Genomic DNA, 25,754 nt, shown 5'->3' on the forward strand with positions numbered 1-25,754 from the left:
GAATTGGCGGTTCAGAAACGCATTTGATACTTTCCGGCCAAACATTTTGCAGAAGATTTTACATTGTTGATAACTATTTTCATTTAGATGGTTGTCAGGAATAACGTGCGACGTGGGCAGGTACGTCGTATACCGAATCGACGAAAGGCGATCAAACGAATCGTCAGAATAAATAAAGTCGGTGATAGCAAAAGCAGTGACAGACCTGGCAGTACACCACCAGTGCTGTACAGGAACCCTGACGGGATTAAACAGGCTGGTAAAAACCAGTAATTATAATGAGTGGAGTACAAACACAATGTCTAACATCACGAAAAAAAGTTTGATTGCAGCGGGAATACTCACTGCGCTCATCGCCGCCAGCGCCGCGACTGCGGCAGACGTGCCCGCCGGCGTTCAGTTAGCCGACAAGCAAACGTTGGTACGTAATAATGGCTCGGAAGTGCAGTCTCTCGACCCGCATAAAATTGAAGGCGTGCCGGAATCGAACGTCAACCGTGACCTCTTCGAAGGCTTATTAATTAGCGATGTAGAGGGACATCCTTCACCGGGCGTTGCGGAAAAATGGGAAAATAAAGATTTTAAAATCTGGACATTCCATCTGCGTAAAAATGCGAAATGGTCAGACGGTACGCCCGTCACCGCCAATGATTTCGTTTATAGCTGGCAACGCCTGGCCGATCCTAATACGGCATCGCCGTACGCCAGCTATCTGCAATACGGTCATATTGCTAATATTGATGATATTATCGCCGGTAAAAAACCCGCCACCGATCTGGGGGTAAAAGCGCTTGATGATCACACCTTTGAAGTGACCTTAAGTGAGCCGGTGCCTTATTTCTACAAATTGTTGGTTCACCCTTCAGTGTCTCCTGTACCAAAATCAGCGGTCGAAAAATTTGGGGATAAATGGACGCAACCAGCCAATATTGTCACCAACGGTGCCTATAAGTTAAAAAACTGGGTAGTGAACGAACGTATCGTGCTGGAACGTAACCCGCAATACTGGGATAACGACAAAACTGTCATCAATCAGGTGACTTATTTGCCTATCTCTTCGGAAGTGACGGATGTGAACCGCTATCGCAGCGGCGAGATCGACATGACTTATAACAACATGCCGATCGAGTTATTCCAGAAACTGAAAAAAGAGATCCCGAATGAAGTCCGTGTAGACCCTTATTTGTGTACCTATTATTACGAAATTAATAACCAAAAAGCGCCGTTTAACGATGTCCGCGTGCGTACCGCGCTGAAACTGGCGTTAGATCGCGATATTATTGTTAATAAGGTTAAAAATCAGGGTGATTTACCCGCTTATAGCTACACGCCGCCGTATACCGATGGCGCGAAACTGGTAGAGCCTGAGTGGTTCAAATGGTCCCAGGAAAAACGTAACGAAGAAGCGAAGAAATTGTTGGCTGAAGCCGGCTTTACGGCGGATAAGCCCTTAACATTCGACCTGTTGTATAATACCTCCGATCTGCATAAAAAACTGGCGATTGCCGTGGCGTCTATCTGGAAGAAAAATCTGGGCGCCAATGTGAAGCTGGAGAATCAGGAATGGAAAACCTTCCTGGACACCCGGCATCAGGGCACGTTTGATGTTGCGAGAGCCGGGTGGTGCGCAGATTATAATGAACCGACCTCATTCCTCAACACCATGTTATCCGACAGTTCAAACAATACTGCGCATTACAAGAGCCCTGCGTTTGACAAGCTGATTGCCGACACGCTGAAGGTGACGGACGACGCGACGCGCAGTGAACTGTACGCTAAAGCGGAGCAGCAGTTAGATAAAGACTCCGCCATTGTGCCGGTGTATTACTACGTTAACGCGCGCCTGGTGAAACCCTGGGTGGGCGGGTATACCGGTAAAGACCCGCTGGATAATATCTATGTGAAAAATTTATATATTATCAAACATTAATGGCAAGACATGGGACAACAGCGGTTGTCCCATGGTGTCTTTTTTCATCGCACTATAACTTTCCCTGGCGGACCTGTTTGTCACGCCCGGGAAGTAAAGGCACACGCCAGAAGGTACGGGCAATGTTGAAATTTATTTTACGCCGCTGTCTGGAAGCGATTCCGACGCTATTTATTCTTATTACCATCTCTTTCTTTATGATGCGCCTCGCGCCGGGCAGTCCTTTTACCGGCGAGCGCGCATTGCCACCGGAAGTACTGGCCAATATTGAAGCAAAATATCATCTGAACGATCCCATCATGACGCAGTACTTCAGCTATTTGAAACAGTTGGCGCATGGCGATTTTGGACCCTCATTTAAATACAAAGATTACACGGTCAACGATCTGGTTGCCGCCAGTTTCCCCGTTTCGGCGAAACTTGGCGCCGCCGCTTTTTTGCTGGCGGTCATTATTGGCGTCAGCGCTGGCGTGATTGCCGCGCTAAAGCAAAATACGCGATGGGATTATACGGTCATGGGATTTGCCATGACCGGCGTCGTTATCCCCAGTTTTGTGGTGGCGCCGTTACTGGTGATGGTCTTTGCGATAACCTTGCAATGGCTGCCTGGCGGCGGCTGGAACGGCGGGGCGTTAAAATTTATGATCCTGCCTATGGTCGCGCTTTCACTGGCCTATATTGCCAGCATCGCTCGTATTACGCGCGGCTCAATGATTGAAGTTCTGCATTCGAACTTTATTCGTACCGCGCGGGCAAAAGGATTACCGATGCGCAGAATCATCTTCCGCCATGCGTTAAAACCTGCGCTGCTGCCGGTTTTATCCTATATGGGGCCAGCCTTTGTCGGCATTATTACCGGCTCAATGGTGATTGAAACTATTTATGGCTTACCGGGCATTGGGCAGCTTTTCGTTAATGGCGCGCTCAACCGAGATTACTCGCTGGTGTTAAGTTTGACCATTTTAGTCGGGGCGCTGACCATATTGTTTAACGCCATTGTCGATGTGCTCTATGCCGTTATCGACCCGAAAATTCGCTACTGATACTGGAGCTCGCGATGATGTTAAGTAAGAAAAACAGCGAGACGCTGGAAAATTTCAGTGAAAAGCTGGAGGTGGAAGGCCGTAGCCTTTGGCAGGATGCCCGCCGACGCTTTATGCATAACCGCGCGGCGGTGGCCAGTCTTATTGTCCTGTTCCTGATTGCCTTATTCGTGACAGTGGCGCCTATGCTGTCGCAATTTACCTATTTCGATACCGACTGGGGCATGATGTCCAGCGCGCCGGATATGGCGTCCGGCCACTATTTCGGCACTGACTCTTCCGGGCGCGATCTGCTGGTACGCGTTGCCATCGGCGGGCGTATCTCATTGATGGTCGGTATTGCCGCCGCGCTGGTGGCGGTCATTGTCGGAACGCTGTATGGCTCGCTGTCCGGGTATCTGGGCGGCAAAATTGATTCCGTGATGATGCGTCTGCTGGAGATCCTCAACTCGTTCCCGTTTATGTTCTTTGTTATTTTGCTGGTGACGTTCTTTGGACAGAACATTCTGTTGATTTTCGTCGCCATCGGCATGGTCTCCTGGCTTGATATGGCGCGTATCGTGCGTGGTCAAACCCTAAGTCTTAAACGTAAAGAGTTCATCGAAGCCGCGCAGGTTGGCGGTGTGTCGACCGCCAGCATTGTGATCCGCCATATTGTGCCTAACGTCCTGGGCGTAGTGGTAGTGTATGCGTCGTTGCTGGTACCCAGCATGATTCTGTTTGAGTCTTTCCTCAGTTTCCTGGGGCTTGGGACGCAGGAGCCGTTAAGTAGTTGGGGAGCGTTGTTGAGCGATGGCGCGAATTCAATGGAAGTCTCACCGTGGCTGCTGCTGTTTCCGGCTGGCTTTCTCGTGGTGACGTTATTCTGTTTTAACTTTATTGGCGATGGCCTGCGTGATGCCCTCGACCCGAAAGATCGTTAAGGAGTACAGCCATGAGCTTATCAGAAACTGCAAGCGTGACTCAGGCGCAGCAACCGGCGAATGTACTGCTGGAGGTAAAAGATCTTCGTGTCACGTTCACCACGCCTGATGGCGATGTAACGGCGGTCAACGATCTGAACTTTACGCTTCACGCCGGAGAAACGTTAGGCATTGTTGGCGAGTCTGGATCGGGGAAATCGCAAACTGCGTTCGCATTAATGGGATTGCTGGCGACTAATGGCCGAATCGGCGGTTCTGCGACCTTCAACGGACGTGAAATTCTTAATCTACCTGAACGCGAACTGAATACGTTGCGCGCGGAACAGATTTCGATGATTTTTCAGGACCCGATGACCTCGCTAAATCCTTATATGCGCGTTGGGGAGCAGTTAATGGAAGTCCTGATGCTGCATAAAGGGATGAGCAAAGCGGAAGCTTTTGAAGAGTCCGTCAGAATGTTGGATGCCGTAAAAATGCCGGAAGCGCGCAAACGGATGAAAATGTACCCGCACGAATTTTCCGGCGGAATGCGTCAACGTGTGATGATTGCGATGGCGCTGTTGTGCAGGCCGAAACTGCTTATTGCCGATGAGCCTACCACCGCGCTTGATGTTACCGTGCAGGCGCAGATTATGACCTTGCTTAATGAGCTAAAGCGCGAATTTAATACCGCCATTATCATGATTACCCATGATCTGGGCGTGGTCGCAGGCATTTGCGATAAGGTCCTGGTGATGTATGCCGGGCGTACAATGGAATACGGTAAGGCGCGCGATGTCTTTTATCAGCCCGTTCATCCGTATTCGATCGGCCTGCTTAATGCGGTGCCGCGTCTGGATGGCGAAGGGGAGGAAATGTTGACGATTCCGGGCAACCCTCCCAATTTATTGCGTTTGCCTAAAGGTTGTCCGTTCCAGCCGCGTTGTCCTCATGCGATGGAGATCTGCAATAATGCGCCGCCACTTGAAGCGTTCAGTCCTGGTCGGTTGCGCGCCTGTTTTAAACCGTTGGAGGAGCTGCTATGAATGCTGTGATTGAACAACGTAAAGTCCTCCTCGAAATCGCCGATCTGAAAGTACATTTCGATATCAAAGAAGGAAAGCAATGGTTCTGGCAACCGCCGAAAACCCTGAAAGCGGTGGATGGCGTTACGCTACGTCTGTATGAAGGCGAAACGCTGGGCGTGGTGGGCGAATCCGGCTGCGGTAAATCGACGTTTGCGCGTGCCATTATTGGTCTGGTGAAAGCGACAGACGGTAAAGTCGCCTGGCTGGGAAAAGATCTGCTGGGCATGAGAGCGGATGAGTGGCGCGCGGTGCGCAGCGATATCCAGATGATTTTCCAGGACCCGCTGGCGTCACTTAACCCGCGAATGACGATTGGCGAAATTATCGCTGAACCGCTGCGCACTTATCATCCTAAGCTTTCGCGCCAGGACGTGCGTGACCGCGTGAAAGCCATGATGCTGAAAGTGGGGCTCCTGCCGAATCTCATCAACCGTTATCCCCATGAGTTTTCCGGGGGGCAGTGCCAGCGCATCGGTATCGCCCGGGCGTTGATCCTGGAACCTAAGCTCATTATTTGCGATGAGCCGGTGTCGGCGCTGGACGTTTCTATTCAGGCGCAGGTGGTGAATTTGCTCCAGCAGTTACAGCGAGAGATGGGGCTGTCGTTGATTTTTATTGCGCACGATCTGGCGGTCGTAAAGCACATATCCGATCGTGTATTGGTGATGTATCTCGGTCATGCGGTAGAATTGGGCACCTATGATGAGGTGTACCATAATCCACTGCATCCTTATACCAAAGCGCTGATGTCGGCGGTACCGATTCCCGATCCCGATCTGGAGCGAAATAAGAAGATACAATTGCTGGAGGGCGAATTACCTTCGCCCATTAACCCGCCTTCCGGCTGCGTGTTCCGTACACGCTGTCCGCTAGCCGGACCAGAATGTGCGCAAACGCGACCGGTGCTGGAAGGGAGTTTTCGCCATGCCGTTTCCTGCCTTAAAGTAGACCCGTTATAATCGCAAGGGCTGACAATTCGTCAGCCCTTCTTTTAGGTGAGGTTACCGTGTCACTTTCTTTGTCGTCGGTTCGCCGTCGTCTTTATCATAATCTGTTCAATCTGACTACGCGCTCAGGCCGCCGTTTTGAAGGGGTATGCGCGCTGTTTGCGCTGCTTAGCGTACTGGTCATTTTTGTTGAATCCGGCGTAGGAACGGAATATCACCTGACATTTGATGAATGGCATATTTTTGTCTGGCTGGAGCTCTGTATTACCCTGATCTTTACCGGCGAATACTTGCTCAGACTGTTTAGCTGGCCCGCCCCGGCACAATACGTTTTTAGTTTCTGGGGATTTATTGATCTGGTGACGATTTTGCCGCTGTACGTCATGTGGCTGTGGCCGGAAATTAGCCTGAACTATATGTTTGCCTGGCGCGCTATGCGAGCGATTCGCGTGCTGCGCATTCTTAAACTCCTACGCTTTATGCCATCCCTGCGGGTATTCTGGAGCGCCATTATTAGCGCGCGTCATCAGCTTATTCTGTTCTATTCATTTATTGCGATCGTGATGATTATTTTCGGTGCCCTGATGTATCTTATTGAGGGACCGAAATATGGCTTCACGACGCTTAATGCCTCGGTGTATTGGGCGATAGTGACAGTCACAACCGTGGGGTATGGTGATATTACGCCGCATACGCCGCTGGGACGTATTGTCGCGTCGGTGCTTATTTTGATTGGTTATTCGGTGATTGCGATTCCTACAGGACTGATTACCACGCACATGAGCAGCGCGTTTCAGAAACGTCACTGGCAGCGAAAATGTCCGCAGTGCCAGCAAAGCCAGCATGAACATAGCGCGCAATATTGTAACCGATGCGGCAGTAAGCTACCGGATTAAGTACGCTTGCCGGAGGGCGCAATCAGACGCCATCCGGCCTGAACAGCTTATTCGCGCCAGAGAATATGGCACAGCTTGTGGTCCTTTTCCCGGCACAGCAGAACGCGGGCGAAAATGTCGTTAATTTCGCCGTCTTCGGTATCCGCCAGGCCAATAACCACCTCGGCAAAAAAGTCTGGATTCAGGTCAAAATCGACGTGCTCTTGCCAGTCTTCTGCCGGATCAAACAATTCCGCGCCGCCGCGCTCTTCGAATTGCAAATTGAACAGAATGATGTCAGCCGGATCAAGATTATCCGCTGCCAGCTCAAGAAAAATATCGTAAGCCTGCTCAAGCGTTTCGTCTTCAGTCAGGCGATTGTTCAGATCCATTTCCATAGTGACTACCTGTTTACTCATGTTGGTCACGTTTTACAGCAATGGACTAAAGAAGTAAAACAATCGCTCGGTAATCCGCTGCCATAGCGGACGTTTTACCCACAAACGCGCATCTAACAGGCGGGAGCGCGAAATATAATCGTCCTGCACCGCAGCCAGATCGGCGCCGAAACCCGTATCATCAATGACCAGCGTAATCTCGAAATTAAGCCACAGGCTACGCATGTCGAGATTCACGGTACCGACCAGGCTCAGTTCGCCATCGACCAGCACGCTTTTGGTATGCAACAGTCCGCCTTCGAACTGATAGATTTTCACGCCCGCCGCCAGTAACTCGCTGAAAAAGGCGCGACTGGCCCAGCCGACGAGCAGTGAATCATTTTTACGGGGCAGGATAATACTTACGTCCACGCCACGCTGCGCGGCGGTGCAAATGGCATGCAGCAGATCGTCGCTGGGGACGAAGTATGGCGTGGTCATAATTAAATATTCACGCGCGGCATAGGTGGCGGTTAATAATGCCTGGTGAATGAGATCTTCCGGAAAGCCAGGACCGGAGGCAATGGTATGAATGGTATGCCCGCTGGCCTGCTCAAACGGCATAATATTCACATCCGGCGGGGGAGGCAGAATGCGTTTACCCGTCTCGATCTCCCAATCGCAGGAGTAAACTATCCCCATTGCTGTCGCGACGGGGCCCTCCATCCGCGCCATCAAATCAACCCATTGCCCAACGCCGGCATCCTGTTTGAAAAAACGCGGGTCTACCATATTCATACTGCCGGTATAGGCGATGTAATTGTCAATCATCACCATTTTACGGTGCTGGCGAAGATCCATACGGCGTAAAAAGACGCGCATCAGATTCACCTTCAGCGCTTCTACGACTTCAATGCCAGCGTTACGCATCATGGCCGCCCAGGGGCTGCGGAAGAAAGCGACGCTACCCGCGGAATCCAGCATAAGCCGGCAGTGGATGCCGCGGCGGGCGGCGGCCATTAACGATTCAGCGACCTGATCCGCCATGCCGCCTGGTTGCCAGATGTAAAACACCATTTCGATATTATGCCGCGCCAGTTGGATATCGCGAATAAGCGCCTGCATGACATCATCGGAGTCGGTAAGCAATTGCAACTGGTTGCCTTTGACGCCCGCAATCCCCTGACGTCGTTCGCACAGCTTAAACAAGGACGATGCGACGCTACTGTTTTCTTGCGCGAAAATGTGTTTGCAGGCTTTGAGGTCATTGAGCCATTTGGCGGTAGACGGCCACATAGCGCGGGCACGCTCGGCGCGACGTTTACCTAAATGCAATTCGCCAACGGACAAATAGGCGATGATCCCGACCAGCGGAAGGATATAGATGATTAACAACCAGGCCATTGCGGAGGGAACTGCGCGCCGTTTCATTAGAATACGTAATGTGACGCCGGCAATGAGAACCCAGTATCCCAAAATGACCAGCCAACTCACCACGGTGTAGAAGGTTGTCATAACTTTAAAAATCCTTTAGAAAGCGTGTTGTTAAGAGTTTACGCGTCAGGATTCACATGGCAAATAAAAACACGGGAAAAGCGCTGGTCTGCATCCGGCGAGGGGGTATAATGGCGCTTCTGTTACAGTGAGAGTCGTAAACATGAAGCGTAGTAGAACGGAAGTGGGGCGCTGGCGAATGCTACGTCAGGCTGGCCGCCGTAAAGCGCGTTGGCTTGAAGGGCAATCACGCCGTAATATGCGTATCCATACTATCAGGAAATGTATCTTTAATCGTCAGCGTAATTCATTACTCTTTGCGATTCACGGTGTGTAAGCCAGAAAGGGCACCGTATGCGGTGCCCAACAGATCCTTCTTTTTAAAAAACCTTCTTATACGGTTTGACCGAAACCTGCGCATAGACGCCCGCTGCGACGTAGGGGTCCGCATCAGCCCAGGATTGCGCCGCTTCTAAAGATTCAAATTCAGCGATCACCGTTGACCCGGTAAATCCGGCTACCCCAGGATCGTTGCTGTCCACTGCGGGCATCGGTCCGGCAGTTAATAATCGCCCTTCATCATGAAGAAGTTGCAGGCGCGCCAGATGCGCTGGCCGTACCGAGAGGCGTTTTTCAAGCGAGTTGGCATTATCCTGAGCGTAAATGACATACAGCACGGGTAGAGCTCCTTAATCGGTAAAAGTCGCTGATTACGTTATTGGAAAGGGCATTTGACTGCAATGTAAAGATAACGACTTTGTTAAACATGCACATTTTGTGGTGTTTATGTACGATATCATCTTTTAAATGCCTCTATCGGCAATGCCTTATTGAATATGATTGCTATTTGCATTTAAAATTCAGCTCTGGTTTTTCAACTGAAACGATTATGACTTCAATGACCCTTGATTTACCTCGTCGCTTTCCCTGGCCGACGTTACTTTCCGTAGGCATTCATGGTGCTGTAGTGGCAGGTTTGCTCTATACCTCGGTACATCAGGTTATTGAATTGCCTGCGCCAGCGCAGCCTATCACGGTGACAATGGTTTCACCCGCCGACCTGGAGCCGCCCCAGGCGGTTCAACCGCCGCCGGAGCCGGTGGTTGAACCAGAACCGGAGCCAGAGCCGATCCCTGAACCGCCTAAAGAAGCGCCCGTGGTAATTGAGAAACCCAAACCTAAGCCAAAACCCAAGCCGAAACCGAAGCCGGTGAAAAAGGTTGAAGAGCAGCCGAAGCGCGAAGTCAAACCGGCCACGCCGCGTCCAGCCTCACCCTTTGAAAATACCACGCCAGCGCGCTCAACAAGCAGCACCGCGTCGGCGACCAGCAAGCCTGCGGTGAGCGTGCCGGCCGGACCTCGCGCTCTGAGCCGTAACCAGCCGCAGTATCCGGCGCGGGCGCAGGCGTTACGCATTGAAGGACGGGTAAAGGTGAAGTTTGACGTGACCTCTGCCGGGCGAGTGGAGAATGTACAGATTCTGTCCGCACAGCCAGCCAATATGTTTGAGCGTGAAGTTAAGAATGCGATGCGCAAATGGCGCTATGAAGCAGGCAAGCCGGGTTCCGGGCTGGTGGTCAATATTATCTTCCGTCTGAACGGTACGGCGCAGATTGAGTAACTCTGGTGCCGCCAGCGGGAATATAACATCACCTGCTGGCGGTGTAAGTATGTTACCTGACGGGCATACTTAACCCTGAACCGGGAGCGGGCGGGGTTTACCGTCCGGATCGACGGCAACATAAATGAACAGCGCCTCGGTGGCCTTGTAGCGCTGTCCAATCGGTTCTGACGCCACTTTTTTCACCCAGACTTCAATATTGATGCTAATAGACGTCGTACCGCGTTTAACGCAGCGCGCGTAGCAGCATACGACATCGCCAACCGCGACGGGGCGCAGAAATGTCATTCCTTCCACGCGAACGGTGACAACCCGACCGTGCGCGATCTCTTTGGCCAGTATCGCGCCGCCAATATCCATTTGCGACATCAGCCAGCCGCCAAAAATATCGCCGTTCGCATTGGTATCGGCAGGCATGGCCAATGTACGTAAAACCAGCTCGCCCTTAGGGGTATTATCCATTATTGTCATTGTAAACCGACTATCAGAAAAAATTACAGCCGCGATGCTACTATGAATTTTGTGTGGAGAATAGTGGGAATAAAGGTACTGAAGGGAAAGCGCAGGGCGTAAAGGCGGAGAAAATATCGCCAGACGTTCTCAGTCTGGCGATAAGTAACGGGAGGATTATGATTTATCTTCCTGTGGCAGATGCCGGTAGATATAGACGCCGCTCAGCAGGGTAAAAATGAGCGTCAGCGCCGTGAGTCCGAAGACCTTAAAGTTGACCCAGATATTTTGCGGCAACCAGAAGGCGATATAAATGTTAGCCAGACCGCACACAATAAAAAACAGCGCCCATGCCAGGTTCAGCTTTGACCAGACCTGTTGCGGCAGTGCCAGTTCTTTACCTAACATACGTTGGATTAACGGTTTTTTCATCACCCACTGGCTTATTAACAGCGCGCCGGCGAACAGCGCATAAATAACTGTCACCTTCCATTTAATAAACTCATCGTTATGGAAAAAGAGCGTCAGACCGCCGAAGACGGCAACCAGAACAAAGGTAATCAGCGCCATCTTCTCTATTTTCCGATAGCGTACCCAGCTATAAATCAGCACGATTGCCGTCGCGACAATCAGTGCGGAGGTCGCCGCATAGATGTCATAAAGTTTATAAAACGCAAAAAAGACAACCAGCGGTAAAAAATCCAGAAACTGCTTCATTCTTCGATTCCATCATCAACGAGCGTCGAATGCGCCGCGTAACGGCGCATTGCGGATTATTGGCGAATCAACATATACAGGCGGAATAAGTAGATAAGCAATACAGCGGAAATCAGATTGCTCAACGTATTCGCCAGTACAGCGCCTACATTTGGGGTCAGTACAGCGAAGCTGGGCGCGAATAACAATAGCAATGTTTTAGCCAGTAACCAGCCTATCACCGCAGGCGCGACCAGTCTCATGTTAGCCCAGGCCAAACGCATGCTATTGCGCATTGCGGCAAACACGCCCATTTTCTCTTCAACCAACATCACTGGCGCAAGCGCCAGCACAATGGCCATAATAATCCCCGGAACGACAATCAGCATTATACCGATTTGCACTAACAGGGTAGTGAGAAAAATGAGAATAAACAGTTTAGGTAATGCAGGGGCGCTGGCGCCGATAGCGCGCAGCGCGCTAACCCGATGTCCCGCTGAAACTAACTGAATCATCAGGATGATACCGCCAGCCAGAATAGCGTTGCCGATAAGCCCGGAAAACGTCGAGGCGGCAGACGCGCGCAACAGGATTTGCTGCTGCTCCGGCGTCATATTTTGTACCAGCTCAAACAGGCCAGCGCTGCCTGCCAAATGTTCTCCTTCACTGAGTTGCGCGATTTGCGCATCGCTGGGCGAAAAGGCATGACCTAAGATCACCGTGATAAATGCGCACAGCAACGAAACCAGCAAGATAGTAATAAATTGATTTCGGAAAAAATTTCCGGCGTCACGGTAAACGGACTTCGCCGTGATAGACATGCACTCTCCTTGAGTTTTGCAGGTGTTAATTTGCGGGCAATTGTACCCTGGATAACTCTACAGTGGCAGTATCAGCAGTTGTATGGAAAAGCATATCTTTGTAAAGCGGCGGTAATCTGTATCGCGCGCGGGCGCGATTACACGCCTCATTCACTTCGCCTCCTTCGCCCGATCTCGAAAATTCACGACAGGTTGAAGGGCGGTTTTCATAAATAGCGCAACTGACGTTGTCGCCCGGTGTTCCAGGTAGTGCTTTACAGTGCGGCTGTTTATGGTTGATGCCGGCCATACAACGTAAAAAAGGGGTAACAGGTTCGGTTAATGACGCCGGAACGCGTCCGCTGGCATCGTCGCCTTCAGCCCAGTAAAAAGAGACACGAAAACAGGCACAACAGGCACCGCATGTCATGCATGGGTTAAGAATGCTCATGATTCACCTGCAAAAAACTCACGTATCAATAGATTACAACGGAAATTAATCTGTCCCGCAGTGTTCGCGAATCTTAACGCCACGCGCCATTGCGGAACATTGATTACCTTAGCCAGCCTTTATCGCCAGGGCAACAGGAGCAGGCAAATATTTGCATAGCGTGAATATGTCAAAATTGATCTGAATTCCTATAACCAGGATTTTTAATGCAAGTTCTAAATTAATCTGGATCAATAAATGTTAAATTATAAGAACAAATGTGATCTGTGTTAGATCACTTATTACTTCATTGTGGGTATATTCATCACGCTTTTATAACCATAACGATGGAGCGGGTATGAAAAAATTCACAGTGGCGGCACTGGCATTAACAACTCTTCTCTCAGGCAGCGCGTACGCGCACGAAGCCGGAGAATTCTTTATGCGCGCAGGCCCGGCAACCGTCAGACCTACAGAAGGGGCGGGTGGTACGCTGGGGCATTTAAACGGGTTTGATGTGAGTAATAACACGCAACTCGGCCTGACATTCACTTACATGGCGACGGACAATATCGGGGTTGAATTGCTGGCGGCCACGCCGTTCCGCCATAAGGTGGGTACGGGCACGACGGGCGATATCGCCACGGTTCACCTGTTACCGCCAACGTTAATGGCGCAGTGGTACTTCGGCGATTCCAGCAGCAAAGTGCGTCCTTATGTCGGCGTAGGGGTGAACTACACCACCTTCTTCGATAACGACTTCAACGATAATGGTAAAAATACCGGGCTGTCCGATCTGAGCTTTAAGGATTCCTGGGGCGCGGCAGGGCAAGTTGGGGTAGATTACCTGATTAACCGCGACTGGTTAATTGGCGCCTCTGTCTGGTACATGGATATTGATACTACCGCCAATTATAAAATGGGCGGCGTTCAGCATCATGACAGCGTGCGTCTGGACCCATGGGTATTTATGTTCTCGGCAGGCTATCGTTTCTAATCACGTGATGTTGTGACGAAAAAAGACCCCGCCAGGCGGGGTCAAAAAGGACATGACACACGGATTTTACTTGTCGGAACTCACTTGTCTTCTTTCGGTTCGCCGCAGCCTAGTTCTGCGCCAGTGAGAGGATCAACGGTGGGGTCCGATTTCGTTCTTTCTGCCATCGCTTTGAGCAGCGCCAACTGCTCGCGCGGCAATTTCACTGTCGCCAGGCCATCGCCGCCATCAACAGCAGGCATCGGTTCTGCGACATAGTTGAAGTTCTCATCGCTATTCCAGCTACCTCGCGGATCGTCGCCTTGCGACATGTTGTAGTACACGTCGGTATACTGTTCTACCGGCGGTAATTTACCCGGCGGGAAGTTGTTACGAATCGAATACAGCGCCTTTTCAAAAGAGAGCTGGTGCGCGACTTCACGGGTCATTAAGAAGCTGAGCGTGTCTTTTACGCCAGGATCGTCGGTCAGATTAATCAGGCGTTCATAAATAATCTTCGCTCGCGCCTCTGCCGCGATGTTTGAGCGTAGATCGGCTGTGACTTCGCCGATAGTATCAATATAAGCCGCGGTCCACGGTACGCCGCCGGAGTTCGTCAACGCAGGGCCGCCGCCATACAGCAGAGAGGTGATATGGCTGTCATTACCATTCTGCGTCAGCGAGCGATACAGTTCCGCTTCGCTTTCGGTGCCTTCCGCCAGCTCGCCTTTAGCGCCTTTGTTAAGCATCCCTACCAGTGAGCCGATAATTTCCAGATGACTCAGTTCTTCGGTGGCGATGTCCATTAACATCTCTCTACGACCGGCATCATCATCGCTTAAACCTTGAGTGAAATAGCGACATGCAGCCGCCAGTTCGCCCTGCGGGCCGCCAAACTGTTCCAGCAGCAGGTTCGCTAATCCAGGATTAGGCTCGCTCACTCGCACTGTATATTGAAGTTGTTTTACGTGTCGAAACATATTGCCTCCTGCTTATTATTTATTTCTTGGCTTCAACGCCATCTGTTTCAGATCGCAGTAAAAATTGTTCCGTAGTCTGCGGAATATGTTTGATAAGCCAGTCAGCCATTTGCATTTCTTCTTTCAGAATGGCTTCAATCGTCGGAATTGAAGCGGTATCGCCCGCTTTTTTTGCCGCCGCCAGCAGGGAGGTATAACAAGCAATTTCGAACTGCTCGAAAACATAACCGCTAATTGAGCCTTTGACAATTTCGTCGGAAGGGAACATGCCACCGATAGATTGTCCCATTGCTGCCATTTTACTCATGGAGTCTTTCAACACCGAACGGGAAATGCCATTACGGTCCAACACTTCCTCGAGCATGGTAATTTGATGTTTGGTTTCACTAATATGTTGTTCAATTCTGGCTTTTATATCAGGATAATTTTCAATACGGCTGGCCATAGATTCAAGCATCGATTCTGCCTGTTTTTCCATTGCATGGGCGTCACGAAGCCAGTCATGATAATGTTCAGTATAATTCATTTTAAATTCCTCAATGCGTGATAATCTGCTCCGATAATAAAATCGGAATCATGCAAGCTGATAATTAAAAATATTATTTCGATTTGCGTTCAGCACTTTTATTAACATTGCTGACTGCTAAGTCGGTAAGTTTTAAATCAGTTTGTTTTTCCTCGTCGAGGGTTTCTTTGAGCAGTTTTAATGCCTTGCTATAGCCGAGCTGCTCGGCCAGGGTAGCTAACGTGCCGTAACTGGCGATTTCATAATGCTCGACTTTTTGCGCCGCGGCGATAAGCGCTGCATCGCGTACTTCGTTTTTCTCCGTACTTTCGATGACTTCATTGGCTTCTTCAATCAGCCCTTCCATAGCGACGCATTTCATTCTTTTCAGTTTAATGCCAGATTCAGATTCGACGATCTGATCAATACGTTCAATCTGACCCTGGGTTTCTTCAAGATGAGATTGAAAGGCCTGGCTTAATTTTTCATTGGACGTGGCTCTGGCAAGTTTAGAAAGAGCCTTGGTTAATTGTTTTTCTGCACTATAGGTGTCTGAAAGTAGATGGATAAAAAGGTCTTCAACGGTTTTGATATTCATAAATCTAATTCTCCTGGGCAAAATACTGCGAGCCAGAAGACTCGCAGATTTCTTGATAAAATCACGCGATATATTTACGTTACAGTAAATCAGGAATTATCGGATTTACGTCCGCCGTGACTATTCTGGCCACCTTTTTTACCGGCTTCAGAAGCTCGTTGCGGATCGTTTTTGAAATTCCCACCGCTATGTTGACCGCCTTTGCGGCCTGCTTCAGATGCTTTCTCACGATTTTCGGCGAAATTTCCTGAACCACCACGATGTTCGGCCATATTATTTCTCCTGTCTCGTTGATTACTGAAAAATTCGGTTTTTAACCGTGTCGACACCCTATTAAAATTAGTTGGTTAAGCCGATTAGTCAAATTGGCGGAATTAGTTGTGATTTACCACGTAAATAACGTATAAAAACAGGTTTAGTGATAATATATTCTATATTTTCTTTTAGAATAAGCGATTTAAAAGAAAATGCTTTGCATTGCTATTAATAACAAGAGTCACTATCTGCGGCAATAGAAACATTAACGTATCGTTTGCTGACATTTCTTTACATAAAGAAGGGGAAACTGACGTGAAAACGATAAATTTATCGGCGTGATTAGGAGTTTTCTTAGCAAAACTTCGCTTCAGACTTTCTGAAAGCCGGACAGGGAATATCACCAAAAAGATTGATGATGTACTTCTGAAGCATGGCTATGGCTCAGCACAACCAATAATTAAGCCGCCAGCGTTATGCTGACGGCTTTACTCGTTATACGCGACTGGCGGCTTTCATGGCTGAGACAAAGGAGCTGAGTTCCGCCAACATCTGCTCTGAAGACGAGTGGTTTTTCTCGATAATGTTGACAATGGCTGAACCGGAGATTGCGCCAGCCGCCCCGGCACGAACGGCCGCAGACACCTGTTCCGGCGAGGAGATGCCGAAGCCCTGTAACGCAGGCGCGGCATGGTACTCTTTAAGCTTCTCAAGTAGATGATGCAACGGCAATGCGCCACGGTTTTCTGCGCCGGTGACGCCCGAGCGGGAAAGCAGGTAGGTATAACCGCGGCCGTAAGATGCGATCTGGCGCAGAAGATCATCATCCGCATTTGGCGGGCAGATGAAGATCGGCGCGATATTATGCCGTAATGCCGCCTGGCGGAAGGGGGCCGATTCTTCAACCGGGACGTCCGCGACCAGCACGGAATCTACGCCAACCTGTTCACAACGGGCATAAAACGCATCTATGCCGTTATTGAACACCAGGTTGGCGTACATTAGCAGGCCAATCGGAATGGTCGGGTGTTTTTCACGAATCAGCGCCAGCATTTCAAAGCACTGAGCTGGCGTGACGCCAGCGGCAAAGGCGCGTAAGTTCGCATTCTGGATAGTGGGGCCATCGGCCAGCGGATCGGAGAAGGGAACCCCTAACTCCAGAGCATCGGCGCCAGCGTCAATCAGCGTGTCGATAATTTTCAGTGACTGTTCAATGCCAGGGTCGCCCAGGGTCACGAAGGGGACAAAGGCGCCTTCCCGGCGATCGTTGAGCTGTGCAAATAATTTTTCGTAGCGTTCCATCAGATTTCCCCTCGCGCTTTCAGGATATCGTGTACGGTAAAGATGTCTTTATCGCCGCGGCCAGAGAGATTGACCACCAGTAGTTGCTCTTTTTCCGGCTGCTCGCGCATCATTTTCAGAGCGTGCGCCAACGCGTGGGAGGATTCCAGCGCCGGGATAATTCCCTCATGGCGGCACAACGTTTTGAATGCTTCCAGCGCTTCATCATCGGTAATGGAGACATAATCCGCGCGTCCGATGCTGTTCAGGTGCGCATGTTGCGGCCCAACGGACGGGAAATCGAGCCCGGCGGAAATGGAATAGGACTCTTCAATTTGCCCGTCTGCTGTCTGCATCATCGGCGCTTTCATACCGAAATAGATGCCAACGCGACCATGTTTAAGCGGCGCGCCATGCTCGCCGGTTTCAATACCGTGGCCGCCCGGTTCAACGCCTATCAGCCCGACGCTGGTATCATTAATAAAATCCGCAAACATCCCGATAGCGTTTGACCCGCCGCCGACGCAAGCGATAACGGCGTCTGGCAGACGGCCCTCTTTGTCGAGGATTTGCGCTTTCGTCTCTTCGCCAATCATGCGTTGGAACTCGCGAACGATGGTGGGATAGGGATGCGGGCCTGCCGCCGTACCGAGCATATAGTGCGCGGTTTCGTAACTACCGGACCAGTCGCGCAACGCCTCGTTACAGGCATCTTTTAGCGTGGAGGAGCCGCTATGAACCGGGATTACCTCAGCGCCCATCAGACGCATACGGAAGACGTTCGGCGACTGGCGCTCAACGTCTTTAGCGCCCATATAAATACGGCACTTCAGACCCAGCAGGGCGCTGGCGAGCGCGGAGGCGACGCCGTGCTGACCGGCGCCGGTTTCAGCGATAATCTCGGTTTTACCCATCCGCTTAGCCAGCAATGCCTGACCCAGTACCTGATTGGTTTTGTGCGCGCCGCCGTGCAGTAAATCTTCGCGCTTTAGATACAACGTGGTACGCGTACCGGCGGTAATGTTCTGACATTTCGTCAGTGCGGTGGGGCGCCCCGCGTAGTTTTTTAGCAGATCGGCGAATTGCGCCTGAAACTCAGGATCTTTTTGCGCGCTGACGAAGGCCTCTTCAAGCTGGTTCAGCGCAGGCATCAGGATCTGCGGCACGTACATGCCGCCGAATTCACCAAAGTAGGGATTGAGAAGTGTTGTCATGTTTTTTCCTTAATATGCGCGCAGTGTCTGAAAAACCGAGGCCAGAAGACGAGCATCTTTGATGCCCGGCTGTGACTCCACACCAGAATTAAAATCGAGACCGGCACAGCCGACTTGCGCCGCCTGGACGCAGTTATCGGCCGCCAGTCCGCCCGCCAGTAAAACATTATCCAGCGGTTGCCCCTGTAGTAGCGACCAATCGAAGCGTTGTCCGCTGCCGCCTTGTCCATTGTCGAAAATGTATTTATCGACATGGTGATAATCGCGCGCGGGAAGGGTATCGCCGACGCTCAGCGCTTTCCAGATTTGCACATCGCGCGGCAACGCCTCGCGCAATGCGTTGATATACGCCTGGTCTTCGCTGCCATGTAGCTGTACGGCAGAAAGCGACAGGACGGCGGCTTTCTGGCAAACATCGGCGATATCAGCGTTCTGGAAAACGCCGACGTACTGCAATGGCGCAGCGCTTATCACTTCTCGCGCCTGCTCAACGCTAACCGCGCGCGGAGATGAGGGCACAAAAATCAACCCGCCATATATTGCGCCAGCGTCACAGGCAGCTTTAGCGTCCTGGGCGCGGGTCAGGCCGCAGACTTTATTTTCGCCAAGTAGCACGCGACGGACGGCGGCGTTAAGATCGTCATGCGCCATTAACGCGGAACCAATTAAAAAACCGTTGGCGAAATGGCTCAGCTCGCGTACCTGACCGTAGGTGTTAATCCCGGACTCGCTGATGACAGTCACGCCGTGGCCCAGTCTTGGCGCCAGCTGGCGGGTGCGATTCAAATCAATCGACAGATCGCGCAGATCGCGATTGTTGATACCTACCACTTTTGCGCCTAATGCCATCGCGCGCTCCCGTTCTACGTCATTACTGACTTCCGTGAGTACGCCCATTTTCAGACTGTGCGCGACGGCGGAGAGTTGGCGATACTGCTCGTCATCCAGAACTGAGAGCATCAGTAAACAGGCATCGGCCTGATAGTAACGGGCAAGGTAGATCTGATAGGGATCGATAATAAAATCCTTACACAGAATCGGCTGCGGCGCACTTTGGCTAACGACCGGCAGAAAATCGAAGCTCCCCTGGAAATATTTTTCATCGGTGAGAACCGAGATTGCCGAGGCGTAATGTTTATAAGTACTGGCAATACGCGCCGGATCGAAATCATCGCGAATCACACCTTTTGATGGAGATGCTTTCTTACACTCCAGAATAAAGGCGGTACGCGCGCCCTGGAGCGCATCATAAAAATGGCGTGTACTTGGCTGGATCTCATTTTGAAAACTGGCCAGCGGCTGTTGCTGTTTGCGGGCTTCTACCCAAATCGCCTTGTCTGCGACGATTTTCGCTAAAACGGTTTGCATTATTTACCCTCTTGCCGCCAGTGCGGTGACTCTGTCATATGCGGTGCCGTTGCGTAGAACATCAAGCACGGTTTGCGCATTGGCTTTGAGATCTTCCTGACCATGCAGACGCATCAGCATCGCCACGTTGGCGGCGACGGCAGCCTCATGCGCGGCGTCGCCTTTACCTTGTAATAACCGCGTCAGAATGTCACGGTTTTCTTCCGGCGTGCCGCCAGCCAACTGCTCCTGATGGTAAGGCGTCAGGCCAAAATCCTCCGCCGTAAGTTGATAGCTTTTAATTTCGCCGTCATGCAGCTCCGCGACAATCGTCGGCGCATGGAGCGAAACCTCATCCATGCCGCCGCTGTGTACCACTGCCGCGCGCTGATAGCCCAATACCCGTAAGGTTTCCGCAATCGGCAGCACCAGTTCCGGGCTGTAGACGCCAATCAACGCCAGCGGCGGATGCGCCGGGTTGATCAGCGGGCCGAGTACGTTGAACAGGGTTCGCGTTTTTAACTGTTGGCGAACCGGCATCGCGTGACGGAATCCGGTGTGATATTTCGGCGCGAACAGGAAACAGACGCCCAGTTCATCTAACGCCTGACGTGATTTATCGGCGTTCATATCCAGATTAATACCGAACGCCGCCAACAGATCGGATGATCCCGATTTGCTGGACACGCTGCGGTTGCCGTGTTTCGCCACTTTCATTCCGCAGGCCGCCGCGACAAAGGCGCTGGCGGTAGAGATATTGATACTGTTACTGCCGTCTCCGCCGGTACCGACGATATCCGCAAACAGATAATCCGGGCGCGGGAACGGGGCGGCATTTTCCAGCAGCGCAGTGGCGGCGCCGGCAATTTCATTGGGATGTTCGCCGCGAATTTTCATGCTCACCAGCGCGGCGGCGAGCTGTTCAGGTTTAAGTTCGCCGCGGACGACCGCCGAAAACAACTGATGGCTCTCTTGTTGCGTTAGAGTTTGCGCCTGATAGAGTTTCTCCAGAATCGGCTGCAGGGTGTTTGTTGGTTCCAGCTTTTGCTGCGCCCAGGCTAATGTCTGCTCCAGCAGACGCGCGCCCTGTGTTGTCAGGATGGACTCAGGATGGAATTGAAAACCGCAAACGCGATCCGCATCATGACGTACCGCCATCACCATGCCGTTGAAATGGGCGTTAATGGTCAGCCCGGCAGGAACATTACTGCCGACCAGTGAATGATAACGCGCGACCGGCAGCGGATTCGCCAGACCGGCGAACATCGCCTGACCGTCATGTTCAATGCTGGAGGCTTTGCCATGCAGGATTTCTCCCGCCTGACCGACGTAACCGCCGTAAGCTTCGACAATGGCCTGATGCCCCAGGCAAATGCCGATGATCGGTAACTTGCCGCGTAGTCGGGTCAGCAGCTCCGGCATACAGCCTGCCTCGCTGGGGACGCCCGGGCCGGGGGAGAGCATTAGCACCGGATTTTTCATCGTCGCCAGGCGATCGATAAGCGTCTGCGCCGGAATATGATTACGGTAAATCACCACGTTATGACCGTTGGTCCGTAGCTGATCTGCCAGGTTCCAGGTAAACGAGTCGATGTTATCGAGCAGCAGAATATCAGCCATCAGAAGGTCTCCTGTGCATGATGCGCGGTGGCGATAGCACGCAATACGGCGCGCGCTTTATTACGGGTTTCATCGGCTTCAGACTGCCCAACAGAGTCCAGCACAATTCCGGCGCCCGCCTGCACGGTTGCGATACCGTTCTCCACCAACGCGGAGCGGATAACAATACAGGTGTCCAGATCGCCGTGGGCGGTGAAGTACCCGACAGCGCCGCCATAGCTGCCGCGGCGCTGTCCTTCCGCATCGGCAATCAATTGCATGGCGCGTACTTTCGGCGCGCCGCTCAGGGTGCCCATGTTCATGCAGGCGCGATAGGCGTGCAGAGCGTCGAGATCGTGACGCAGTTCGCCCACCACCCGGGAAACCAGATGCATCACGTACGAGTAGCGGTCAACTTTTGTCAGATCGGCAACGTAGCGACTGCCCGGCGTACAGATGCGCGCCAGGTCATTGCGCGCCAGATCGACCAGCATCAGATGTTCGGAAAGCTCTTTATGGTCGGTACGCATGTCCAGCTCAATACGGCTGTCGAGATCTCTGTCCAGCGTACCATCGGCGCGACGACCGCGTGGACGGGTACCCGCGATGGGGTAAATCTCAATCTGACGGCTGGCGGCGTCATATTTCAGCGAACTTTCCGGCGACGCGCCGAAAAGCGTGAAATCATTATCCTGCATAAAGAACATATACGGGCTGGGGTTGCTCTTTTTCAGCACGTAGTAGGCAGCCAACGGCGACGGGCAGGGCAGCGAAAAGCGGCGCGACGGCACCACCTGAAATATCTCGCCCGCGCGGATGGCTTTTTGCAACTGGCGTACAACCGCGCCGAACGCGTCATCGCTCTGATTGCATTCGCAGCGCATGTCCGGCACCGGCGTCACCGGCAACGGCGGCGCAGGCTGGGTTAACTGTTGGCTAAGGTACGCCAGGCGGGCGTTCAGGCGCTGTTTTTCCCGGTCGCTGGCGGTGAACAGACTGGCCTGAATACGGGTGCTTTTTTTCTGATGATCTATCACCATCAGCGTTTCCGCTAAATAAAAGCAGTAGTCCGGGCAGTTATTGCCAGCCTCAAGGTGTGGAAGCGCTTCAAAGCCAGCCACCAGGTCGTAGGCAAACAAACCGCCGAAAAACATAGCTTCCCGCTCTTGTGTCGGTATGTTCACCACCTCCTGTATCAGGCGGAACGTATCAAATACCGACAGGGAGCATAAACGGGCGTCTTCATCTAATAATGGGCTGACGGGCGGAAAGCGCAGGACGCGACCGGCAGGCAGGGCTTCGTTCTCCACGCCAGCGGGCAGGGCGGTATCCAGTAGCGGCAATAACGAGGCGCCATTATCAGACAACGCCTGAATAGTGACGGTGTCACCTAATGCGGTAATGCGCAGCGCGCTATCCACCAGCAGCAGGCTTTTTAAATCGTCTTTACTGTCGATATCCGCGGACTCCAGCAGCAGCGTTGCCGGGCGGTCGCCGCAAACCTGGTGAAAAAGCGCCGTCGGGTTTTCCCGGTAGGCGGCATCACAGGTCAACAGTTCGAGCGTAGGTTTTTGTGTTTGCATGGTTGTTCTCATTAATTTTGTTCAAAAAAAAGCCCGCTTAACAGGCGGGCCGGGTATCTTTTGGCTTATTACATCTGTTCATACACCGCCCGCTATCAGGAAGTGCGCCACCAGCCGTGTAATGCAAATGTCGCTGCCATTTTTAGATACCCTCTTCATGTGAACTTTCGTACTAGTTAACTGGTTCGGTGGAATAATGTCAACACCTATTTCAGTATATTTGCCGGAACCGTTATGATGTACACGACATACCTTTTATCTCTATGGGAGCCGCCTTGAGCGACACGAATTACGCAGTGATTTACGATCTGCACAGTCATACCACGGCGTCCGATGGACTGTTGACGCCAGAAACGTTAGTACACCGTGCGGTAGAGATGCGAGTCGGCACGCTGGCGATTACCGATCATGACACCACAGCCGCGATTCCTGCGGCAAGAGAAGAAATTTCACGTTCAGGGCTGGCTCTGAATCTTATTCCCGGCGTGGAGATTTCAACGGTCTGGGAAAATCATGAGATTCACATTGTGGGTCTGAATATTGATATTGCGCACCCGGCAATGTGCGATTTTTTGGCGCAGCAGACACAGCGGCGTCAGGCGCGCGGTCGGCTCATTGCGGAGCGTCTGGAAAAAGCCCATATTCCCGGCGCGTGGGAAGGGGCATTGAGATTGGCGAATGGCGGCGCGGTGACGCGCGGTCACTTCGCCCGCTTTCTGGTGGAGTACGGCAAAGCCGCGACAATGGCGGATGTTTTTAAAAAATATCTCGCGCGTGGGAAAACCGGTTACGTTCCGCCGCAGTGGTGTACAATAGAACAAGCTATTGATGTCATTCATCATTCTGGCGGTAAGGCGGTGTTGGCCCATCCGGGACGCTACGACCTTAGCGCTAAGTGGCTGAAAAGATTAGTGGCGCATTTTGCCGACCATCACGGCGACGCGATGGAAGTGGCGCAGTGCCAACAATCGCCCAATGAACGCACCCAACTGGCGACGCTTGCGCGTCAGCATCATTTATGGGCATCGCTTGGATCTGATTTCCATCAGCCCTGCCCGTGGATTGAATTGGGGCGTAAACTCTGGCTGCCCGCTGGCGTTGAAGGCGTATGGCAGACATGGGAACAGCCGCAAATATCACAGTGAGGGAAGTATGAGCCAGTTTTTTTATATCCATCCGGATAACCCACAGCAACGGCTGATTAATCAGGCCGTCGACATTGTGCGTAAAGGCGGTGTTATTGTTTATCCAACCGATTCCGGCTATGCCCTCGGTTGTAAAATTGAAGACAAAGGCGCAATGGAGCGCATTTGCCGTATTCGTCAGTTGCCCGATGGTCACAACTTTACATTGATGTGTCGGGATCTGTCCGAACTGTCGACTTATTCATTCGTGGATAACGTGGCGTTTCGCCTGATTAAGAACAATACGCCGGGTAACTACACCTTTATTCTGAAGGGGACAAAAGAGGTGCCGCGTCGTCTGTTACAGGAAAAACGTAAAACCATCGGCCTGCGCGTGCCGTCAAATCCGATTGCGCTGGCGCTGCTGGATACGCTGGGCGAACCGATGCTCTCGACGTCATTGATGCTTCCGGGCAGCGACTTTACCGAGTCGGACCCGGAAGAAATTAAAGATCGGCTGGAGAAGCAAGTGGATCTGATCATCCACGGTGGCTACCTCGGTCAGCAACCCACCACGGTAATCGATTTGACTAATGACTCCCCGATGGTGCTGCGCGAAGGCGTCGGCGACGTTACACCTTTCTTATAAGGGCGTAAGTCTGTATACTACGCGGCCTTAAAATGGCGCGGCAACGCGCCGTTCATTCTCCTGTTCGACGCCTGTGAAGGCGACACCTGAAGGAAGCTCTATGAGCGAAAAGTTACAAAAAGTGCTGGCGCGCGCCGGCCACGGCTCTCGTCGTGAAATCGAATCCATTATTGAAGCGGGACGTGTCAGCGTTGACGGTAAAATCGCCACGCTTGGCGATCGCGTTGAAGTCACTCCCGGTTTGAAAATCCGTATCGACGGTCACCTGATTTCGGTGAAAGAGTCGGCGGAACAAATTTGCCGCGTTCTGGCCTATTACAAACCAGAAGGTGAACTGTGTACCCGCAATGACCCTGAAGGGCGGCCAACCGTTTTTGATCGCTTACCGAAACTGCGCGGCGCGCGGTGGATTGCGGTAGGACGTCTGGATGTCAATACCTGCGGGCTACTGTTGTTTACCACCGACGGTGAACTGGCGAACCGCCTGATGCATCCTAGCCGTGAAGTTGAACGTGAATATGCCGTGCGCGTGTTCGGTCAGGTGGATGAATCGAAACTGCGTGATTTAAGCCGTGGCGTACAGTTGGAAGATGGTCCGGCGGCATTTAAGTCCATCAAATTCAGCGGCGGCGAAGGCATTAACCAGTGGTATAACGTGACGCTGACGGAAGGGCGCAACCGCGAAGTTCGCCGACTGTGGGAAGCGGTAGGCGTTCAGGTCAGCCGTTTGATCCGCGTTCGTTACGGCGATATCCCGCTGCCGAAAGGCCTGCCGCGCGGTGGCTGGACTGAGCTCGACCTCGCGCAAACGAACTATCTGCGTGGTCTGGTAGAGCTCCCGCCGGAAACCTCGTCGAAGGTTGCCGTCGAAAAAGACCGTCGTCGTATGAAAGCGAACCAGATCCGTCGGGCGGTAAAACGCCACAGCCAGATAGCTGGCGGACGCCGCTCCGGTGGGCGTAATAACAACGGGTAATCTCTACCGTGGTT

29 protein-coding genes and 1 other annotated feature are annotated in these 25,754 nt (G+C 52.0%); of the genes, 12 read left to right on the top strand and 17 right to left on the bottom strand.

Annotation, left to right across the window (positions count from 1 at the left end; genetic code table 11):
* Positions 1–298: 298 nt before the first annotated feature.
* From oppA to AC3G3F_RS04990, 6 genes are all read left to right on the top strand, one after another.
* Positions 299–1,930, top strand: coding sequence for an oligopeptide ABC transporter substrate-binding protein OppA (oppA, locus tag AC3G3F_RS04965; RefSeq protein WP_139386950.1), 1,632 nt, complete (start codon positions 299–301; stop codon positions 1,928–1,930).
* A gap of 122 nt (positions 1,931–2,052) precedes the next feature.
* A complete protein-coding gene (gene oppB / locus AC3G3F_RS04970) occupies positions 2,053–2,973 on the top strand; it encodes an oligopeptide ABC transporter permease OppB (protein WP_000911097.1) in 921 nt (306 codons plus the stop codon).
* A gap of 14 nt (positions 2,974–2,987) precedes the next feature.
* The gene (gene oppC, locus AC3G3F_RS04975; protein ID WP_000979653.1) at positions 2,988–3,896 is read left to right on the top strand and encodes an oligopeptide ABC transporter permease OppC; all 909 of its coding nucleotides are present in this window, start codon (positions 2,988–2,990) and stop codon (positions 3,894–3,896) included.
* Between the two features lie 11 nt (positions 3,897–3,907).
* The gene (oppD, locus tag AC3G3F_RS04980) at positions 3,908–4,921 is read left to right on the top strand and encodes an ABC transporter ATP-binding protein (protein WP_023246935.1); all 1,014 of its coding nucleotides are present in this window, start codon (positions 3,908–3,910) and stop codon (positions 4,919–4,921) included.
* A complete protein-coding gene (gene oppF, locus AC3G3F_RS04985) occupies positions 4,918–5,922 on the top strand; it encodes a murein tripeptide/oligopeptide ABC transporter ATP-binding protein OppF (protein ID WP_023246934.1) in 1,005 nt (334 codons plus the stop codon). The genes oppD and oppF overlap by 4 nt, the downstream gene beginning before the upstream one ends.
* A 47-nt stretch (positions 5,923–5,969) precedes the next feature.
* Positions 5,970–6,806, top strand: a complete 837-nt coding sequence (locus tag AC3G3F_RS04990) for an ion transporter (protein ID WP_154807695.1) — start codon at positions 5,970–5,972, stop codon at positions 6,804–6,806.
* Between the two features lie 47 nt (positions 6,807–6,853).
* On the opposite strand, the gene AC3G3F_RS04995 is transcribed toward AC3G3F_RS04990, so the two are convergent.
* Together AC3G3F_RS04995 and cls are read right to left on the bottom strand one after the other, a co-directional pair.
* Positions 6,854–7,183 carry an HI1450 family dsDNA-mimic protein gene (locus AC3G3F_RS04995; RefSeq protein WP_000425070.1) on the bottom strand — a complete coding sequence of 110 codons (330 nt, stop codon included), beginning with the start codon at positions 7,181–7,183 and terminating at the stop codon, positions 6,854–6,856.
* Between the two features lie 33 nt (positions 7,184–7,216).
* Positions 7,217–8,677 (bottom strand): cardiolipin synthase, encoded by a 1,461-nt coding sequence (cls, locus tag AC3G3F_RS05000; RefSeq protein WP_000206886.1) that lies wholly within the window; start codon positions 8,675–8,677, stop codon positions 7,217–7,219.
* A 142-nt stretch (positions 8,678–8,819) separates the two neighbouring features.
* Between cls and AC3G3F_RS05005 the strand changes: the two genes are divergently transcribed.
* Positions 8,820–8,993, top strand: coding sequence for a YciY family protein (locus tag AC3G3F_RS05005; protein ID WP_023180195.1), 174 nt, complete (start codon positions 8,820–8,822; stop codon positions 8,991–8,993).
* 43 nt (positions 8,994–9,036) lie between these two features.
* On the opposite strand, the gene AC3G3F_RS05010 is transcribed toward AC3G3F_RS05005, so the two are convergent.
* Positions 9,037–9,333 carry a YciI family protein gene (locus tag AC3G3F_RS05010; protein ID WP_023246932.1) on the bottom strand — a complete coding sequence of 99 codons (297 nt, stop codon included), beginning with the start codon at positions 9,331–9,333 and terminating at the stop codon, positions 9,037–9,039.
* Positions 9,334–9,554: 221 nt separating this feature from the next.
* Here AC3G3F_RS05010 and tonB point away from each other — a divergent pair, with 221 nt between their 5' ends.
* Complete coding sequence (gene tonB, locus AC3G3F_RS05015; RefSeq protein WP_053507943.1) at positions 9,555–10,277, top strand: TonB system transport protein TonB; 723 nt, start codon at positions 9,555–9,557, stop codon at positions 10,275–10,277.
* Positions 10,278–10,346: 69 nt separating this feature from the next.
* On the opposite strand, the gene yciA is transcribed toward tonB, so the two are convergent.
* The 4 genes from yciA to AC3G3F_RS05035 form a co-directional block, all read right to left on the bottom strand.
* A complete protein-coding gene (yciA, locus tag AC3G3F_RS05020) occupies positions 10,347–10,748 on the bottom strand; it encodes an acyl-CoA thioester hydrolase YciA (RefSeq protein ID WP_053507925.1) in 402 nt (133 codons plus the stop codon).
* 156 nt (positions 10,749–10,904) lie between these two features.
* Entirely contained in the window at positions 10,905–11,444 is a 540-nt protein-coding gene (locus tag AC3G3F_RS05025) for a septation protein A (RefSeq protein WP_000808683.1), read from the bottom strand.
* Positions 11,445–11,500: 56 nt separating this feature from the next.
* Positions 11,501–12,244 (bottom strand): YciC family protein, encoded by a 744-nt coding sequence (locus AC3G3F_RS05030; RefSeq protein ID WP_023246930.1) that lies wholly within the window; start codon positions 12,242–12,244, stop codon positions 11,501–11,503.
* 25 nt (positions 12,245–12,269) lie between these two features.
* Positions 12,270–12,674, bottom strand: coding sequence for a YkgJ family cysteine cluster protein (locus AC3G3F_RS05035; RefSeq protein ID WP_023246929.1), 405 nt, complete (start codon positions 12,672–12,674; stop codon positions 12,270–12,272).
* A 337-nt stretch (positions 12,675–13,011) separates the two neighbouring features.
* Between AC3G3F_RS05035 and ompW the strand changes: the two genes are divergently transcribed.
* On the top strand, positions 13,012–13,650 hold the full coding sequence (ompW, locus tag AC3G3F_RS05040; protein ID WP_053529006.1) for an outer membrane protein OmpW: 639 nt from the start codon (positions 13,012–13,014) through the stop codon (positions 13,648–13,650).
* A gap of 80 nt (positions 13,651–13,730) precedes the next feature.
* Here the strand turns inward: ompW and AC3G3F_RS05045 are convergent, their stop codons facing one another.
* From AC3G3F_RS05045 to trpL, 10 genes are all read right to left on the bottom strand, one after another.
* Positions 13,731–14,609, bottom strand: coding sequence for a manganese catalase family protein (locus AC3G3F_RS05045; protein WP_000488353.1), 879 nt, complete (start codon positions 14,607–14,609; stop codon positions 13,731–13,733).
* Between the two features lie 19 nt (positions 14,610–14,628).
* Positions 14,629–15,135: a ferritin-like domain-containing protein gene (locus tag AC3G3F_RS05050; RefSeq protein ID WP_053507926.1), complete on the bottom strand. Its 507-nt coding sequence runs from the start codon at positions 15,133–15,135 to the stop codon at positions 14,629–14,631.
* A gap of 73 nt (positions 15,136–15,208) precedes the next feature.
* Positions 15,209–15,712, bottom strand: coding sequence for a YciE/YciF ferroxidase family protein (locus AC3G3F_RS05055; RefSeq protein WP_001022826.1), 504 nt, complete (start codon positions 15,710–15,712; stop codon positions 15,209–15,211).
* Between the two features lie 89 nt (positions 15,713–15,801).
* A complete protein-coding gene (locus AC3G3F_RS05060) occupies positions 15,802–15,984 on the bottom strand; it encodes a con-10 family general stress protein (RefSeq protein ID WP_000807657.1) in 183 nt (60 codons plus the stop codon).
* Positions 15,985–16,462: 478 nt separating this feature from the next.
* Positions 16,463–17,269 carry a tryptophan synthase subunit alpha gene (gene trpA, locus AC3G3F_RS05065; protein ID WP_053529009.1) on the bottom strand — a complete coding sequence of 269 codons (807 nt, stop codon included), beginning with the start codon at positions 17,267–17,269 and terminating at the stop codon, positions 16,463–16,465.
* A complete protein-coding gene (gene trpB / locus AC3G3F_RS05070; protein WP_023246926.1) occupies positions 17,269–18,462 on the bottom strand; it encodes a tryptophan synthase subunit beta in 1,194 nt (397 codons plus the stop codon). Before trpB ends, trpA begins: the two co-directional genes overlap by 1 nt.
* 9 nt (positions 18,463–18,471) lie before the next feature.
* Positions 18,472–19,830, bottom strand: a complete 1,359-nt coding sequence (trpCF, locus tag AC3G3F_RS05075; protein ID WP_023246925.1) for a bifunctional indole-3-glycerol-phosphate synthase TrpC/phosphoribosylanthranilate isomerase TrpF — start codon at positions 19,828–19,830, stop codon at positions 18,472–18,474.
* A gap of 3 nt (positions 19,831–19,833) precedes the next feature.
* On the bottom strand, positions 19,834–21,429 hold the full coding sequence (trpD, locus tag AC3G3F_RS05080; protein ID WP_023246924.1) for a bifunctional anthranilate synthase glutamate amidotransferase component TrpG/anthranilate phosphoribosyltransferase TrpD: 1,596 nt from the start codon (positions 21,427–21,429) through the stop codon (positions 19,834–19,836).
* Positions 21,429–22,991 (bottom strand): anthranilate synthase component 1, encoded by a 1,563-nt coding sequence (locus tag AC3G3F_RS05085; RefSeq protein WP_070803901.1) that lies wholly within the window; start codon positions 22,989–22,991, stop codon positions 21,429–21,431. The genes trpD and AC3G3F_RS05085 overlap by 1 nt, the downstream gene beginning before the upstream one ends.
* 23 nt (positions 22,992–23,014) lie before the next feature.
* Positions 23,015–23,110: a sequence feature (Trp leader region), on the bottom strand.
* Positions 23,087–23,131, bottom strand: coding sequence for a trp operon leader peptide (gene trpL / locus AC3G3F_RS05090; RefSeq protein WP_010989026.1), 45 nt, complete (start codon positions 23,129–23,131; stop codon positions 23,087–23,089). It overlaps the preceding feature by 24 nt.
* A gap of 123 nt (positions 23,132–23,254) precedes the next feature.
* Here trpL and rnm point away from each other — a divergent pair, with 123 nt between their 5' ends.
* The 3 genes from rnm to rluB all read left to right on the top strand — a co-directional run bounded on the left by rnm (position 23,255) and on the right by rluB (position 25,740).
* A complete protein-coding gene (gene rnm / locus AC3G3F_RS05095; RefSeq protein WP_023246922.1) occupies positions 23,255–24,136 on the top strand; it encodes an RNase RNM in 882 nt (293 codons plus the stop codon).
* A gap of 7 nt (positions 24,137–24,143) precedes the next feature.
* A complete protein-coding gene (locus tag AC3G3F_RS05100) occupies positions 24,144–24,764 on the top strand; it encodes an L-threonylcarbamoyladenylate synthase (protein WP_023246921.1) in 621 nt (206 codons plus the stop codon).
* 100 nt (positions 24,765–24,864) lie between these two features.
* Positions 24,865–25,740 (top strand): 23S rRNA pseudouridine(2605) synthase RluB, encoded by an 876-nt coding sequence (gene rluB, locus AC3G3F_RS05105; RefSeq protein ID WP_488394572.1) that lies wholly within the window; start codon positions 24,865–24,867, stop codon positions 25,738–25,740.
* Positions 25,741–25,754 lie beyond the last annotated feature (14 nt).

Source organism: Salmonella sp. FC25216, from assembly GCF_057751355.1.